We start from the raw sequence: 16,621 nt of genomic DNA, 5'->3' as shown, positions 1-16,621 counted from the left end.
TGATGTCCGACTATCCCCTTGTAGCATCATCGTCCTCGGCGGCGGCGCAGCCCAGTGCTGCGTCGCCGCCACTTTTCGGATCGAAGCGAGCCGCGCTGCTCGCGCTGACACTGCTTCTCGCCGGCACCGCCGCCTCCGCGCTGACGCTACGCTGGCAGGACCGGACGCTGGCACCCGAGGCGAGGGCCGAAGCACTGGTCGCGGCGATGACCCGCGCCGAAAAGCTCCAGCTCATCCGCGGCTATTTCCCGCCGCTCGCCAAGGAGCCGAAGCCAGGCGGCATGATCCCGTCGGCGGGGCATGTCCCCGGCATCCCCCGGCTCGGCATCCCCAACCTGAAGGAGAGCGACGCCAGCCTCGGTGTCGCCAACCAGATCGAGCAGCGCAAGGGCGACGTCGCCACCGCGCTGCCCGCCGGCCTTGCCACCGCCGCGACCTTCGACCCCGAGATCGCCTACGCCGGCGGCGCGATGATCGGCGCGGAGGCGCGCGCCAAGACCTTCAACGTCCTGCTTGCGGGCGGGGTCAACCTGACCCGCGACCCATGGAACGGGCGCAACTTCGAGTATCTCGGCGAGGACCCGCTGCTGGCGGGGACGTTGGCCGGCGCGGCGATCCGCGGTGTCGAGTCCAACCACATCGTCTCGACGATCAAGCACTTCGCGCTCAACTCGCAGGAAACCGGGCGCATGGTGCTCGACGCCCGCATCGATCCGGCGGCATTGCGCGAGAGCGACCTGCTGGCCTTCCAGATCGCCATCGAGCACGGCAAGCCCGGCTCTGTAATGTGCGCCTACAACAAGGTCGCGGGCGATTATGCCTGCGAGAACGCGCCGCTGCTCAACGACGTGTTGAAGCGCGACTGGGGCTACCGCGGCTGGGTGATGTCCGACTGGGGCGCGGTCCACTCGACCGTCAAGGCAGCAATGAGCGGCCTCGACCAGGAGTCGGGCCAGGAACTCGACAAGCAGATCTTCTTCGCCAAGCCTTTCGAGACGGCGCTGGCCTCCGGCGCGATCCCGGCGAAGCGCCTCGATGACATGGTCGAGCGCATCCTCTACGGCGTCATCGCCAGCGGGCTGATGGATGATCCGACCCCGACCGCGCCGCAACGCATCGACTACGCGACCCACGCCAAGGTCGCGCAGCGCACCGCCGAGGCCGGCATCGTCCTGCTCAAGAACGACGGCGGCCTGCTGCCGTTGGCCAGGACGGCGCGCAAGATCCTGCTCGTCGGCGGCCACGCCGATGTCGGCGTGCTGTCGGGCGGCGGCTCGTCGCAGGTCCGCTCGGTCGGCGGTGCGCCGGTCGAGATTCCGCTGACCTCCGGCGCGGCGATGTCGTTTGCGCGCGTCACGTGGCATGCGTCGTCGCCGCTCAAAGCATTCCGCGCGCTGCTGCCGGGCGCGACGGTCAGCTATATCGACGGGCGCGACCCTGCCGCCGCTGCGGCCGCCGCCAAGGGTGCCGACCTCGTCGTCGTGTTCGCGACGCAGTGGCAGACCGAGGCGATGGACACCGCAACCATCGACCTGCCCGACAACCAGGATGCGCTGATTGCCAAGGTCACGGCGAGTAACCGTCGGACGCTCGTCGTGCTCGAGACCGGCGGCCCTGTGACGATGCCGTGGCTGGCTGACGTGCCCGCCGTGATCGAGGCCTGGTATCCCGGCCAGCGCGGCGGCGAGGCGATTGCGCGCATTGTGCTCGGCGACGTCAACCCGGGCGGCCGCCTGCCGATCACCTTCCCCGAAAGCGCGAAGCAAGCCCCGCGCCCCGTCGCCGTCGGACTGGCGGAACTGGCGAAGATCGACGCCGCCGCGACGTCCAAGGACTTCGGCATGAACAGCGGCCTCGCGTCGTTCCCGGTCGATTACCCGGAAGGCGCCGACGTCGGCTACCGCTGGTACCAGTTGAAGGACCGCAAGCCGTTGTTCCCATTCGGTTATGGGCTGACTTACACGAGCTTCGGCTACAAGGCCCTCAAGGTTACGGACGGCGCGGCGCTGAGCGTCAGCTTCGACGTCACCAACACCGGCAAGGTCGCGGGCACCGACGTGCCGCAGCTCTATGTCGAGGCGACCGGCAGCGGCGGCACCACGACGCGCCGCCTCGCTGGCTGGGGCCGCGTCACGCTGGCGCCCGGCGAGACCCGCCGGGTCACGGTCGCGGTCGATCCGCGTACGATCGCGCGGTTCGATGCCGCCGCGCACGGCTGGCGGCTTGCGGCGGGAAGCTACCGCCTGAGCGTCGGGCGTCATGCCGGTGACGCGGTGCTGAGCGGTGTCGCTAAGCTCGACGCGAAGCAGCTGGCGGCCGGAGAACCTTGGTGCGCGCCCAAGTGAGATTGCCCTGGCGCGCCGGTGCGGCGCTGCTGATCGTCGCCGCGCTTCCCGGCACCGCGCCCGCTCCGCTGTCGCCTGTGGCCCATCCGGCGCTGTGGCCGACCGTCGCGGCGCGCCCGCTGCGCGACCCCAAGGTCGAGGCGCGGATCGAGGCATTGCTGGCGCGCATGTCGATCGAGGACAAGGTCGGCCAGCTGCTCCAGGTAGACATCGCCAGCATCACGCCCGCCGACCTGCTGACCTTCAAGATCGGAGCGGTCCTCAACGGCGGCAATTCGGACCCCAACAACGACGTCATCGCGCCGCCGGTCGAGTGGCTGAAGCTTGCGGACAGGTTCTACGACGCCTCGATGAAGCGCAGCGACGGCCGCCCGCAGATCCCGGTGATCTGGGGTACCGACGCGGTCCACGGCAACAACAACATCTTCGGCGCGACGCTGTTTCCGCACAACATCGGGCTGGGTGCGGCGCGTGACCCGGCGTTGCTCCGCGACATCGGGCGGGTGACTGCGGCCGAGACCGCCGCCGCGGGCCTCGACTGGACCTTCGCACCGACGCTGGCGGTTGTGCAGGACGACCGCTGGGGCCGCACCTACGAGAGCTATTCGGAGGAGCCGCAGATCCAGGCCGAATACGCCGCCGCGATGATCGAGGGGCTGCAGGGCAAGGTCGGCGCCGCCGATTTCCTCGGCCCCGACCACGTCATCGCGACGACCAAGCACTTCCTAGGCGACGGCGGCACCTCTGGCCGCGACCAGGGCGACGCGCACATCCCCGAGACCGAACTCCGCGACGTCCATCTCGGCGGTTATCCGGCAGCGATCGCGGCGGGCACCCAGTCGGTGATGGCGTCGTTCTCGAGCTGGAACGGCGCCAAGATGAGCGGCAACGCCAGCATGCTGACCGGTGTCCTCAAGGACCGGATGCACTTCGACGGCTTCGTCGTCGGCGATTGGAACAGCCACGGCCAGGTCACCGGCTGCAGCAACGAGGACTGCCCCGCCGCGATCAACGCCGGGCTCGACATGTTCATGTATTCGGGCCCCGATTGGCAGAAACTTTACGCCAATACGCTGTTTGAAGCCCGTAATGGCACCATTCCGGCGGCTCGGCTCGATGATGCGGTACGGCGCATCCTGCGGGTCAAGCTGCGCGCCGGCACCTTCGAGCGGGGGCGACCATCGTCGCGGCAACTCGCTGGAAAGATGGAGCTAATCGGTGCGGCCGAGCACCGCGCCGTAGCGCAGACGGCGGTGCGCGAGTCGCTGGTGCTGCTGAAGAACGAGGGTGTGCTGCCGCTCGCGCCGAAAGCCGAGTTCCTGGTCGCCGGCAAGGGTGCCGACAGCCTGTCCCAGCAGGCCGGCGGCTGGTCGCTGACTTGGCAGGGCGCGGACCTGCCGAACAGCGACTTCCCTAACGGCCACTCGATCTGGAGCGGCATCCAGTCGACCGTCGCCGCCGCCGGCGGCCACGCGACGCTGTCTCCCGACGGCAGCTTCACCGCGAAACCCGCCGCCGCCATCGTGGTGTTCGGCGAGAAGCCCTACGCCGAGTTCAAGGGTGACATCCCCAACCTCGAATACAGCCCCGGCGACAAGTCCGACCTCGCGCTGCTGCGCAAGCTCAAGGCCGCGGGCATCCCGGTCGTCGCGGTGTTCCTGTCGGGCCGGCCGTTGTGGGTCAACGCCGAGCTGAACGCCTCCGATGCCTTCGTCGCCGCCTTCCTGCCGGGCAGCGAAGGGGCTGCGGTCGCGGGCGTGTTGTTCCGCAAGACGGACGGCAGCGTCGACCACGACTTCCGCGGCAGACTGAGTTTCTCGTGGCCGAAACGCCCCGACCAGTACGTCCTCAACCGCCGCGACAAGCCTTACGACCCGCTGTTCGCCTTCGGCTACGGGCTGAGCTACGCCAAGCCGGGGCGGGTGCCGCAACTCGACGAGACGCGCCCGGCCGGGCTCGACAGCGGCGCGGCAGGGACGTTCTTCGGCAAGGGCAAGTTGCCGACCGGGTGGACGACGTCGCTGGGCGATGGCGGCAGGCTGACCGCAGCGTCGATCGACCGGCTGGCGCAGGAAGACGCGCGCCGCTTCACCTGGATCGGCCCGGCGGAGCTCCGCTTGACGCCGCCGCAGCCGCTCGATCTCGGCCGCGAAACCAACGGCGAGCTTAGCGTCACGGTCCAGCTCCGGGTCGATGCTCCGTTCACCGGGCCGGTGACGCTGGCGATGGTCGACACCGCGGGCAAGCGCGGCGCGATTTCGGTCGCGGCGACGCTGGCGGCAGCGAAGCCGGGCGCGTGGACCAGCGTGGTGATCCCCCTCCAGTGCTTCGGCAAGCTGGGTGTCGACATGACGAAGCTGGCGTCGCCGTTCGTGGTCGCGGCGAGCGGCGGGGCGGTGGCGATATCGGAGATCAAGCTCGATTATGTGGGCGTGCCGATGACGGCGTGCGCGCGGTAGGGGGGCGATCCTTTCCCGTCATCGGCGGGGATGACGAGGGGGAAGGGGCAGGCGCTCACATCGCTACGACCTAAGAACGGCTTGTCCGCACTCCCCGCCGGGTGCATCCCCGCAAGACATTCGCTCTTGGGGAGCACCGCCATGACCACCGCGACCGCCGCCGCCGATCCGACCGCCGCCCCCGCTAGCTACCCGGTCCCCGCCGAGTGGGCGGCCCGCGCCAAGGTCGATGCCGCCGGCTATGACCGCATGTACGCAGCCGCGCGCGACGACAGCGCCAGGTTCTGGGGCGAGCAGGCGAAACGGCTCGACTGGATCAAGCCCGCCACCCGCGTCCGCGACGTGTCGTTCGAGGCCGACGACTTCCGCATCGAATGGTTCAGCGACGGCGTGCTCAACGTCTCGGCCAACTGCCTCGACCGGCATCTCGCGGCGCGCGGCGAGGAAATCGCGATCATCTGGGAGGGCGACAACCCGTCGAACCAGCGCCGGATCAGCTACCGCGAACTCCATCACGATGTCTGCCGCATGGCCAACGTGCTCAAGTCCTACGGCGTCAAGAAGGGCGACCGGGTAACGATCTACCTGCCGATGATCCCGGAGGCAGCAGTGGCGATGCTGGCCTGCGCACGGATCGGCGCGATCCATTCGGTGGTATTCGGCGGTTTCTCGGCAGACGCGATTGCGGGGCGCATCCAGGATTGCGACTCGCGGCTGGTGATCACCGCCGACGAGGGCATGCGGGCGGGCAAGGCGGTACCGCTCAAGGCCAACGTGGACGAGGCGCTGCTGCAGTGCACGTCGGTCGAGACGGTGCTGGTCGTCGCTCATACGGGGACCAAGGTGCCGATGGTGGCGGGGCGCGATGTGGATTACGCCAGCGCCGCGACCTCGAATTCGGCCGACTGCGAGCCCGAGCCGATGGGGGCCGAGGACCCGCTGTTCATCCTTTATACGAGCGGCTCGACCGGCAAGCCCAAGGGCGTTCTGCACACCGGCGGCGGCTATCTGCTGTACGCCGCGATGACTCATGAGATCGTCTTCGACTATCGGCCCGGCGAGGTGTTCTGGTGCACCGCCGACGTCGGCTGGGTGACCGGGCATAGCTATGTCGTGTACGGCCCGCTGGCGAACGGCGCGACGGTGCTGATGTTCGAGGGCGTGCCGAACTGGCCGACCGCGTCGCGGATCTGGGAGATCGTCGACCGGCACCAAGTGACGACCATTTTCACCGCGCCGACCGCGCTCCGCGCCCTGATGCGCGAGGGCGACGAGCCGGTGACGCGGACGTCGCGCAAGTCGCTGAAGCTGCTCGGCACGGTCGGCGAGCCGATCAACCCGGAGGCGTGGCGCTGGTATCACGAGATCGTCGGCGAGGGCCGCTGCCCGATCGTGGACACCTGGTGGCAGACCGAGACCGGGGGCGCGATGATCACGCCGCTGCCGGGCGCGCACGCGCTCAAGCCGGGTTCGGCGATGAAGCCGTTCTTTGGGGTCCAGCCAGAGATCGTCGACGCCGAGGGCAAGGTGCTGGAGGGCGCGACCGAGGGCAACCTCGTGCTGGCTGACTCGTGGCCGGGACAGATGCGGACGGTCTACGGCGACCATGCGCGGTTCTTCGAGACCTATTTCACGACCTACCCGGGCAAGTATTTTACCGGCGACGGGGCGCGGCGGGACGTCGACGGCGATTACTGGATAACCGGCCGGGTCGACGACGTCATCAACGTCAGCGGGCACCGCATGGGGTCGGCCGAGGTCGAGAGCGCACTCGTCCTCCACCACAAGGTCGCCGAGGCCGCCGTCGTCGGTTTTCCCCACGATATCAAGGGCCAGGGTATCTACGCCTATGTCACGCTCAACGCCGGCGAGACCGGCGACGAGGCGCTGCGGGCCGAGCTGGTCAAGTGGGTGCGCCACGAGATCGGGCCGATCGCCGCGCCCGACGTGATCCAGTTTGCGCCGGGCCTGCCCAAGACGCGCTCGGGCAAGATCATGCGGCGCATCCTGCGCAAGATCGCCGAGAACCAGGTCGACGCGCTGGGGGACATCTCGACGCTGGCGGACCCTTCGGTGGTCGCGGACCTGGTCGCGAACCGGGCGGGGGCAGCGGGCTAGCGCCGCGCCTTTGCCCCCGGTGCGGCTTCATAGCCGCCGCGGCGTCCTCGGGTTATGCGGATCGGGTTCCTGTTCAATCACGACCAGCTCCACCAGGTCGCGCACAGCCTGCCGATCGCGCTGGCGCTGGCGCGTGCCGACCTCGGCATCGAGATCATCGTCGCGACGACCAACCCGCGGCTGACGGCGGAAGTCGTCCGGCTCGGCGGCAAGCAGATCACGGGGCGCATTCGCCTCGTCGAGTTGTTCCTGAAGTCCACCCGCGCCAAGGTCGCGGCGGCGCTGCTCGAAAGCGTCGTGCCGGCGACCAAGCTGCTGGTCTACGGTGACAACCTGGATTTCTTCCGCAGCCTCGACGTACTTGTCGTCGCCGAGAAGACCTCGCTGGTCCTGAAGTCGCGCTACGGCCTCGATGCGCTCAAGATCGTCCATACCCGCCACGGCGCCGGCGACCGCGCCATCGGCTTCGACAAGGCCAGCGCCGGCTTCGACCATGTCCTGTGCTCGGGCGACAAGGTCCGCGAGCGGCTGCTCGGCGAGGCGCACCTCGACCCGGCGCGGGTGTCGGTCGTCGGCTATCCGAAGTTCGACGCCTGCCGGGGCCATGCTCCGCCCCATCCCCTGCTCGACGACGAACGGCCGGTGGTGCTGTACAATCCGCACGTCTCGCCGGCGCTGTCGTCGTGGTACCGCGACGGGCGCGCGGTGCTCGACTGGTTCGCCGCGAACGACGGCTACCAGCTAATCTTCGCGCCGCACTGCATGCTGTTCGAGCGGCGCTTCGTGCTGACTGTCGACCCGCTTCGGCTCGACCGGGCGGGCGCGATCGAGCCGCGGTTCCTGCGCGCGCCGAATATCCACATCGACCTCGGCAGCCGCGCCTCGACGACGATGGCCTACACCGACCGGGCCGACATTTACCTCGGCGACGCGAGCAGCCAGGTCTATGAGTTCCTGCGCCGACCGCGGCCCTGCGTGTTCCTCAACAGCCACCACGTCGACTGGGCCGGCGACCCGAATTACGCGCACTGGGACGCCGGGCCGGTGATCGACACCGTCGGCGAGCTCGGCCTCGCGCTGGCCACCGCGCGCGGCATCCACCGTGCCGCCTATCGCCCGGTGCAGGAGGCGATGTTCGCGCGCAGCTTCGACCTCACCGACGAGCCGTCGTCGGAGCGCGCGGCGCGGGCCGTGGCGGGGGTCGCAGGGCTGACGTGGCCAGTCGCGCCGGTGCCTGAGGCGGTGCCGATCGCCGCCTACGGCTAGAACCGCGCGTCGAGGCCGAGGCGGAAGGTGCGCGGCTGCAGCGGGGTTTCCTGCAGTCGGCTGGTGACTCCGAACGGGTCGCCGAAGGCAAAGCGGTTACCGGCGGTGTCGAACAGGTTGGTCGCCAGCAGCGATACCCCGTAGCGCCCGCGTTCGAGGCGCAGGCTGGCGGCGGTGTCGAGGTAGCGCCCCTGCGGGATATCGAGGGTCGGGCCGACGCCGAGGCGCGAGCGACCGACGTAGCGCGCGCTGGCATCGACGAGCAGTTTCGTGTCGCCCGAGAGCGCCCGCGTCCAGTGCACCGCGGCGCGGCTGCCGAGTTCGGCGATGTTGGGGAGCTGGTCGCCGGGGGCTGCGCCGTTGCTGGTGTCGGGGCTGACGAGGCGGGTGTCGTTGCTGAACAGCGCCGCCTCCAGCCGCAGCGACGGCACAGGTTGCCAGCTGCCGTGAAGTTCGAGGCCAAAAATCCTGCCGGTGCCAATGTTGGTCGAATACGGTAGGCCCGAGGTGTCGACGAGATCGGCCTGGATCGACCGCCAGCGCGCGTAGGACAGGGTCGCGGCGAGGTTCCAGTTGCGGTCGTCGGGATCGTAGCGCAGCCCGGTCTCGGCAGTCTGGATGCGGTCGGCGAGGAAGCGCTGGACCTCGTTGCCGCCGGTCACGCCACCGGTTGCCACCGACACCCCGCCGGGCCGGAAGCCCTGCTGGTAGCGCGCGAATACCAGCAGGCCGTCCAGTGGCCGCCACGCCAGCGCCGCCGAGGGCAGGAAGCGGAGTTCGGTGCGGCCGGACTCGAAGTCGTTGTCGGCGATGCGGTCGAGTGTCTTGCCGACCAGCCGGTCGTAGCTGACCCGGCCGCCGACGGTCAGCAACAGTCGGTGCCCCAGTCCGACGGTGCCCTCACCGTAGGCCGCACCCTCGTTGACGATGTTGCGCACGCCGATGATGCGGACGGGTGCCTCGACCGGCCCGAGGTTGCGGGTCAGGCGCTCGTCGTTGCGGATGAAGCTGGCGCCGATCAGCCAGCCCTGCCCGTCGCTGCCGGTGTGCGACAGCCGGGTCTCGTTCGACAGCAGCAGTATCCGGTTGTCCTGGGTGAAGATCGTCAGCGGGCCGCCGGTCGGGGTGAAGTCGTAGCTGGCAGTAACGTCGTGGTCGACAATGCCGCTGGCGGAGACGAGCTTGGTTTTGCCCCACGACCGCGAAATCACGAACTGCCCGAGGCGGTAGTCGTTGTCGAAGGGCTGGGCGAGCGCGGTGCGGCGGGTCAGGCGGGGCAGGCCGCGCTCGGCGTACTGGCCGTCTTCGCTGTTGATGTCCTGGACAACGCCGCCCGCATCAATGGTCCACTCACCGGGCTCGTAGCGCACGGCGAGGCGCGCGCCGCGAGTAGTGTTGCGGTTGACGTTGCGGCGGCCACGCTCAAGGTCGTCGATATAGCCGCCGTCGATAGCGCCGTAGGCGACCGCGCGGATGCCGAGGACGCCGTTAACCAGCGGCAGGTTGAGCACCGCCGAGCCATCGCCGCTGGGGTCGCCGTGGGCGGTCGTCGCTGCCCCGACCGCGAGGCTGCCCGCGATGGTGTCGAGCTGCACCGGCTCGGGCACGATGCGCAGGATGCCACCGATCGAGCCGGCGCCGTAGAGTGTGCCCTGCGGCCCTTCGAGAACCTCCACCGCCGACACGTCGACCAACTCGAGGTTGGGGTCGGGGGCCGAGTAGGTCAGGCGGACGTCGCCGAGATATTGCCCGACGGTGGCCTGCGTCGGGCCGTTGAAGCTCGAGTCGGCGACGCCGCGGATGAACAATTTGTTGCGTCCGGGGCCGAGGTGGGTCGAGCTGAGCGCCGGGAGCGCGGCGACCACTCGGTCGCTGCCGCCGTGGGGGTTGGCGTCGAGGGCCGCGCCGCCGATGACGAAGGCTGTGCCGGGGTAAGTGTCGAGCGGCGTTTCGCGCTTGCTGGCAGTGATGATGATCTCGCCGAGGTCCGGTGCCGGGCCGGTGTCGGTGAGGGTCGGCGCGGCGCGGCGCAGCGCCGGGCGAGGCGGGGCGCGCGGCACGATCCGCCAGGTCTGCCCGTCGATCGCGATGGCGCGGGCGGGCAGGCCCTGCAGCAGGTGTCCGAGAGCACCCGCAGCGGTAGCGCTCCCGCTCCAACCCCGCACCGGCAGCGCCGCCAGCGCCGGATCGGAAACGCCGATGCCGATACCGGCCTGGGTGCCGAGCGCGACGAGTGCCGCGCCAAGGCTGCCGGCCGGGAGTTCGAAGCGCATCGTCGCGGCCGCCGCCTGACCGGCCAGCCCGCACGACACCAGTGCGACGATCGCCGCTCTAGTTGGAAACACGGCGTGCGGTCAGGGACCAGCCCGCCGCCCCGTGGGTCGCGTCGACGTCGAGCAGGCCGCCGAGCCGGGCGAACATCTGCGCGCGGTCGCGGTCGAGCAGGATAACCCCGCTGAACGACTGGCGGGCGACCTCGGGCGACGGCGTCACCGGCTCCCCGATGTTGCGCGACAGGTCAGCCGCGATCCTGGCGACGGTCGCGCCGTGATAGACCAGACGCCCGCGCCGCCAGCTACCGACGCTCTTGGCGTCGACGTGGCCGTATTCGGCGCGGCTGCCGACCGCGAGCGTACTGCCGGCGGCAACGAGCAATTTCTCGGCAGCCGGGTTGTACATCACGCTGCCTTCCGCGACCGCGATCTCGGTGCGGTCGCCAGTGCGCGCCAGGTTGAACACCGTGCCGACGTCCTGGACGACGCCGTTGGCGGTGGTCACGGTGAACGGTTTCGCCGCGTCGTGGCGGACGCTGAACAACGCCTCTCCGGCATCGAAGCGGATTTCGCGCGGCGTCGCGGTGTCGAAGGCAAGCCTGGTGCCGCCGTTCAAGTCGACCCGGGTGCCGTCCGGCAGGAACAGGCTGCGGTGCTCGCCCGCCGCGGTGGCGATCACCGTCAGCGGGGTCGCGGGAGTGAAGCGCTGGACGCCCAGGACACCGGCAACGACCGCAAGCGACGCGGCGATCGACCAGCCGAGCCACGTCCGGCGCGCGCTGAGCGGAGGTCTACGGAGAACGGGGCGCCCGATTGGCACGACCACGGGAGCTACCACCGCAGGAGCTGCCGTCAGCGTGGCGGCCGCATCGGCATCCGCGGCAGCGAGGATCTCGTAGGCGGCGTTGTGGCGCGGGTCGGCCTCGAGCCAGCCGGTGAAGGCCTCCCAGTCCGTGAACCCGGGGTCACGCAGCGCGATCACCCAGCGAGTAGCCGCCTCCTCCATGTCCTCAAGCCGTTCCACTACGCACCCCATGCTGATCAGGACGGTGCGGTATGGGCGGTTCCGCATCGAGCGCGCGCTGCGCCTCGGCCATGGCGCGGTAGGCGCGCTGCAGGTGCTTCTCGACGGCGCTCAGGCTGATGCCCTGCTCGGCGGCGATTTCGCGCTGCCCGACCTCGTCGATGCGGAAGCGGCGAAAGATCGTCGCGGTGCGCTCGCCCAGCGCATCGAGGGCGCGGTCGGCGATCTCGAGCCGCTGGCGCGCGCCGAGGACGCGGTCCGCGGACGGTGCCGCCGAGACCTCGCCGAGGTCGACCGCATCGCCCCATTGCAGGTCGCGGCGCATGTCGCGAACCGTGGTCCGGCGCCGGTCGAGCATCAGGTTATTGGCCATGCGATACAGATACGACAGCGGCGACGCGATCGGTCCGGTCGTCCCGCGCGACGCCTTCAGCCACAATTCCTGGAGCAGGTCGTCGGTGTCCTCGCCACCGCCGCGGGCGCGCAGGAAGCGGCCGAGACCGGCGCGGTTGGCCATGAACACCGCCCCGAGGCCGCTGTCCTGATCGCCCGCGCTGCCGTGGCCGCTCGCACTCATGGTCTTACAGGTTTCCACCGGTCATCGCGGAGCTTCTATTGGAGCGCCGGGGGGAGGGCAAATCCGTAAGCGCGGAACCGGGCCCTGCGACGATAATCGCCTGAACGCCAGCCAACCTGCGGTTCGTGGCGGGTTCACCAGTGCCGGCGCAATTGCGGGATTACGACCACAGCACCGTTTGGATGGCCATGATGACCAAGACCCGATCGACCGCTTCCCGTTTTGCATTCGGTGCCGCGCTCGGTGCGCTGGCTTTGAGTGCCTGCGACAAGGCGGTGCCGACGACGCAGCCGGCCGCGACCACCGGCGAGCCGGTCAGCGCCGCGCCGATCGCCGCCCTGCCGCTCGCCACCGCGACGCCGCCCGCGCCTGCTGCGGCAGCGCCGCTGGCGGCCGCCCTGCCGCCGCCGACACAGGCCATCCGCGTTGCCGCCAAGCCGCGCAAGGAGCGCTACCGCTACGCCGACCGCGCCTACGCGCTGGGCGCTGCGTTCGGAAACTCGCCGCCGGACTATACCGTCGACTATCAGGGCACGCGGCCGTGGGTGTGGCGCGCCGACAACGGCGCCTACCGCGTAGTTGAGCGGCTGCCACGGGGCCAGCGCGACTATTATTACCAGCCCGGTGCGGACCAGCCGTTCTACGTCAGCGATCCGGACGGCGGCTATGCCTATGACGGCGGCGAGCTGGTCGGGGTCTATGGTCCCGATGGCGCGCTGCTCGACGATGCTTACGCCCGTCAGCGGGCCGATGCTGCGGCGCGCTACCTCGACCGCGCCCGCGCCTTGTACCGCGCCGCGCAATACGAGCGCCGCCAGGCCGCCTATGCCGCCGACTGGCAGGCGCGCCGCGGTGCCGAGATCGAGCGCCAGCAGGCCTGGGACGCGGCGCGCGCCCGGGATGCCGAGTGGCAGTCGTCGTACGACAGTTACCAGAACGAGGGCGGCCGTGAGTGGCAGCCCGAACGCGACCGACGCACGGCTTATGCTGCGGTCGCCGCTGCCGGGCTTGCGGCGGTCGTACTGAGCCGGAATCATGGCGGCGGTGATCGTGGTCGCGATGGGCGGGACGGAAGCAACGGCCAGAACGACTACAACGGCCAAAATGGGCAGAACGGCTACAGTGGCCAGAACGGGTATAACGGACAGAACGGATACAACGGCCAGAGCGGGTACAACGGGCAGAACCGCCCGCGTCCGGTCGATGACCAGCGTTTCCGTGACCAGCAGATAACGGCCGACCGGCAAGCGCAGGAGGCACGGCAGGCAGCCGCCCGCTCGGCGCAGATCGCACAGGCGCAGGGGGCTAGCGATGCCCAACGTCGCCAAGCCGCCGCGGATGTTCAGCGCCAGCAGGCTGCAGCCGAGGCGCAGCGTCAGCAAGCCGCAGCCGACGCTCAGCGCCGGGGTGCCGACGCCGAGCGCGCGCGCCTTGCGGCGACCGACGCGCAGCGCCCGCAGGCTGCAGCGGCCCAGCGCCAACAGGCCGAAACGCGACGCCAGCAGGGGCTAGCCCAGCGCCAGCAGGCTGAAACCGCACAGCGCCAGCAAGCGGTCGCGGCCCGTGACCAGGCCGCAGCGGCGCGCCAACAGCAGGCGCAGGCGGCGCACGCCGCTAACGTCGCGCAGCACGAGGCCGATGCCAAGGCGCGCTATGCGGCCGCCGATGCCGCGAGCGCCCAGCGGTTGGCTGCCAGCCGCGCCGTGCAGGATCAGGAGCGGGCCGCGGCAGCGCAGCAGCGCAGTGCCGCGCTCGCCCAGCGCCAGCAGCAGGACACCCAGCGTCAGCAGCAGGCTCAAGACGCGAGCAAGCAGCGTGCCGAGGCGCAGGCCAAATCGGCAGCGGCCGCCCAGCAGCAGCGGGACGCGCAACGTCAGCTGCAGGATACCCAGCGCCAGCAGCAAGCCGCCCAGCATCAGCAGGCTCAGGAGGTGGACCGGCAGCGCGCAGATGCCGCAAAACAGCAGGCGCAAGCCGCGGCGGCGCAACAGCGCGAGCAGGCCAAAGCAGCGGGCGAGGCGCAACGCCAGCAGACCCAGCATGCGCAGGAAGCGCAGCGCCAGCAACAGCAGCAGGAAGCCCAGCGTCAGCAAGCCCAGCACCAGCAGGAGGCTCAGCGTGCCAAGGCGCAGCAGGCAGCAAAGGACCAGCCGACTGGGGACCGGGGCAATCACGGCGACCGCAAGCACAAGGACAATATGCCGGGCCAGCAGCAGTGACACGTCGGCCGTGACAAGACGCGCCTGACCTGAAACAGGACTTCGATGCCGCTAACCCCTGAACCGACGCCGATCACCGCAACCGTGGCGCGCCGCGAGGTCGGCTCGATCGTCGTCTTTGCCCTGGTCGCGCTGGCGTTGTTCGTGTTCGCGCGGCTGGCGTCGGAGGTCCGCGAAGGCGAGAGCTTCGGCTTCGACCGCTGGCTGCTGCTGGCGTTACGGACCCCTGAGGACCTGAGCGTGCTGATCGGACCGCGGTGGTTCAAGGCGGTCGTCGTCGACATCACCGCGCTCGGTGGCCAGACGGTGCTGACGCTGGTGACCGTAATAGCCACCGGCTATTTGATCGCGGCGAGGAAATACCGGACCGCGCTGTTCCTGTTCGCGGCGTCGGTCTCGGGAGCAATGCTCGGCACCTGGCTCAAGCAGTGGCTTGGGCGGCCGCGACCGGAGATCGTGCCGCATCTCGTCGAAGTGTCGAGCCTGAGCTTCCCGAGCGGTCACGCGATGAACTCGGCGATCATCTACCTGACCATCGCGCTGATCCTGACGCGGACCGTGTCTGAGCGGCGGGTGCGGCTGTATCTGCGCGGGCTGGCGATCGCGCTGACCGCGATGATCGGCGTGTCGCGGGTGTTCCTGGGGGTGCATTACCCTTCGGACGTGCTGGCGGGCTGGCTGGTCGGGGCGGCGTGGGCGACATTGTGCTGGACGGCGGCGCTGAAGCTCCAGCAGGCCGAGCAGATCGAGGCGGTGCCGCGGGGGTAGGGCGCGGCACCTTCGCCAGCATGGCAATCGGCGGTCGTGGTCTCAGGTGCCCCTGTCAGTGCAGTCCACGCTGCCGCGCCCACAGAATCGCGGCGCCCCGGCGGTTGACCCCGATCTTGGCGTACAGGCGCGCGACATGGTTGCGGACGGTGTTCGGCGACAGCGACAGGCGCGCGCTGATCGCGGCGTCGTCGAGGCCCTGGCAGATGAGGTCGAGGACCTCGCGCTCGCGGCGGCTGAGGTCAGTCGGGGGTGGGGCAGCGGCGCCGCTTGTGGGCGGGCGGCGCAGCGTCGCGAGCTTGTCCATGATCGAGCGGCCGAACCAGTTGGCGTCCTTCATCACCGCCTCGATCGCCTCGACCAGTTCGAGCTCGTTGTGGCGGCGCGCGGTGATGTCCTGGTACAGCCACAGCACGCAGGGCTCGCCGCGGCGGCTGATGCGCTCCGCCGAGAGCAGGCAGTCGACCGGCTCGCCGTCCTTGTGGAGGACGCGGACGTCGTGGTTCCGGACCCCGCCACCGGCCTCGATCTCGGCCTCGACGCCGCGGCGCTGGGCGGCGTCGCCCCACAGCTGCAAGTCGTCGGCGACCCGCCCGACGGCCTGCGCATCGGTGTAGCCCGTGAGGCGGCGGAAGGCGTCGTTGACCTCGATGATGCGGTAGTCGGTGCCTTGCGTGACGACCATGCCGATCGGGGCGATCTGGAAGACGCTCGCGAAGTGCGCCTCGTTGTCGTCGCGGTCGCGTTCGGCGCGGCGGCGCGGCTCGAGGTCGGCGAAGGTGAATAAAAGGCAGGGCTCGTCGGCGACCTCGATCGGCTGGCCCGCGAGCAGCACGAGCCGAGTACCGCCGCCCGCGACCGGCAGCTCGGCCTCCAGCTGGGGCACGGTCTCGCCCGCCGCGACGCGCCCGCGGACGAAGTCGCGACGCTCGACGCCCGCGAAGATGTCGAGCTCGAACAGGCTTTTGCCGACCAGGTCGTCGCGGGCGAAACCGCTCAAGTCGATAAAACCCTGGTTTATGCGCAGGAAGCGCTGGTCGGCGACGCGGATGATCACAGCCGGGGCCGGGTTGGCCTGGAACATCGCCTCGAAGCGTGCCTCTGCGTCATAGCGCGCGGAGACATCGTGGATCACCAGCGCGAGGCAGTCGGGGTCGCCGCCGTCGTCGTCCATGGCCACGTCCCGGACCTGGTGGACCCAGCGCGGCTCATTCTGCCCAAGCGGCGCAACCTCGACCACCAGGTCCGGGAAGCTCTCGCCGGCAAGCAGGCGCATCAGCGGGTATTCGCGCCGCGCCAGCCGATGGTTGTTGCGGTAGCGCAGGACGAAGCGCTGGACGTAGTCGTCGGCGGTCACGCCGAGGTCCTCGACCTTAGCGACGCCGTGCATCTTGAGCGCGGCAGGGTTGGCGCTGAGGATGACCCCGGTCGGGTCGATCAGGATGACCCCGGCGATCAACGCGTCGATCAACTGCTCGAGGTGGCTGAGTGTCGGGCCGGGAATCCGGCGTCTGGACGGGCCGGTCGCCCGGCGATGGGGTGAGGCGTTCATGACGGTATCAGCGCCCGGCG

10 protein-coding genes are annotated in these 16,621 nt (G+C 69.9%); 6 read left to right on the top strand and 4 right to left on the bottom strand.

Going from position 1 to position 16,621, the window contains the following annotated elements:
* Positions 1-2: 2 nt before the first annotated feature.
* The 4 genes from KX816_15105 to KX816_15090 all read left to right on the top strand — a co-directional run bounded on the left by KX816_15105 (position 3) and on the right by KX816_15090 (position 8,188).
* Positions 3-2,345 (top strand): beta-glucosidase, encoded by a 2,343-nt coding sequence (locus tag KX816_15105; protein ID QXQ08606.1) that lies wholly within the window; start codon positions 3-5, stop codon positions 2,343-2,345.
* Positions 2,342-4,804: an exo 1,3/1,4-beta-D-glucan glucohydrolase gene (locus KX816_15100; GenBank protein QXQ05548.1), complete on the top strand. Its 2,463-nt coding sequence runs from the start codon at positions 2,342-2,344 to the stop codon at positions 4,802-4,804. The genes KX816_15105 and KX816_15100 overlap by 4 nt, the downstream gene beginning before the upstream one ends.
* A gap of 141 nt (positions 4,805-4,945) precedes the next feature.
* Complete coding sequence (gene acs, locus KX816_15095) at positions 4,946-6,922, top strand: acetate--CoA ligase (protein QXQ05547.1); 1,977 nt, start codon at positions 4,946-4,948, stop codon at positions 6,920-6,922.
* A 54-nt stretch (positions 6,923-6,976) separates the two neighbouring features.
* Complete coding sequence (locus tag KX816_15090; protein QXQ05546.1) at positions 6,977-8,188, top strand: hypothetical protein; 1,212 nt, start codon at positions 6,977-6,979, stop codon at positions 8,186-8,188.
* On the opposite strand, the gene KX816_15085 is transcribed toward KX816_15090, so the two are convergent.
* Genes KX816_15085 through KX816_15075 form a run of 3 tightly spaced genes read right to left on the bottom strand, consistent with a single transcriptional unit; the run spans position 8,185 to position 12,062 of the window.
* Positions 8,185-10,461 (bottom strand): TonB-dependent receptor, encoded by a 2,277-nt coding sequence (locus KX816_15085; GenBank protein ID QXQ08605.1) that lies wholly within the window; start codon positions 10,459-10,461, stop codon positions 8,185-8,187. The two genes, KX816_15090 and KX816_15085, sit on opposite strands and share 4 nt — an antisense overlap.
* A 58-nt stretch (positions 10,462-10,519) precedes the next feature.
* The gene (locus KX816_15080) at positions 10,520-11,485 is read right to left on the bottom strand and encodes a FecR domain-containing protein (GenBank protein QXQ05545.1); all 966 of its coding nucleotides are present in this window, start codon (positions 11,483-11,485) and stop codon (positions 10,520-10,522) included.
* Positions 11,472-12,062 carry a sigma-70 family RNA polymerase sigma factor gene (locus KX816_15075; protein ID QXQ05544.1) on the bottom strand — a complete coding sequence of 197 codons (591 nt, stop codon included), beginning with the start codon at positions 12,060-12,062 and terminating at the stop codon, positions 11,472-11,474. The genes KX816_15080 and KX816_15075 overlap by 14 nt, the downstream gene beginning before the upstream one ends.
* Positions 12,063-12,250: 188 nt before the next feature.
* On the opposite strand from KX816_15075, the gene KX816_15070 reads away from it, so the two are divergent.
* Positions 12,251-14,281 carry a hypothetical protein gene (locus KX816_15070; protein ID QXQ05543.1) on the top strand — a complete coding sequence of 677 codons (2,031 nt, stop codon included), beginning with the start codon at positions 12,251-12,253 and terminating at the stop codon, positions 14,279-14,281.
* Positions 14,282-14,326: 45 nt separating this feature from the next.
* Complete coding sequence (locus KX816_15065; protein ID QXQ05542.1) at positions 14,327-15,049, top strand: phosphatase PAP2 family protein; 723 nt, start codon at positions 14,327-14,329, stop codon at positions 15,047-15,049.
* 55 nt (positions 15,050-15,104) lie between these two features.
* Here the strand turns inward: KX816_15065 and KX816_15060 are convergent, their stop codons facing one another.
* Positions 15,105-16,601: a PAS domain S-box protein gene (locus KX816_15060; protein ID QXQ05541.1), complete on the bottom strand. Its 1,497-nt coding sequence runs from the start codon at positions 16,599-16,601 to the stop codon at positions 15,105-15,107.
* Positions 16,602-16,621: the final 20 nt, after the last annotated feature.

Source organism: Sphingosinicellaceae bacterium (assembly GCA_019285715.1).
GTDB lineage: Bacteria > Pseudomonadota > Alphaproteobacteria > Sphingomonadales > Sphingomonadaceae > Glacieibacterium.
This window is presented reverse-complemented; position numbering and strand designations above follow the sequence as displayed.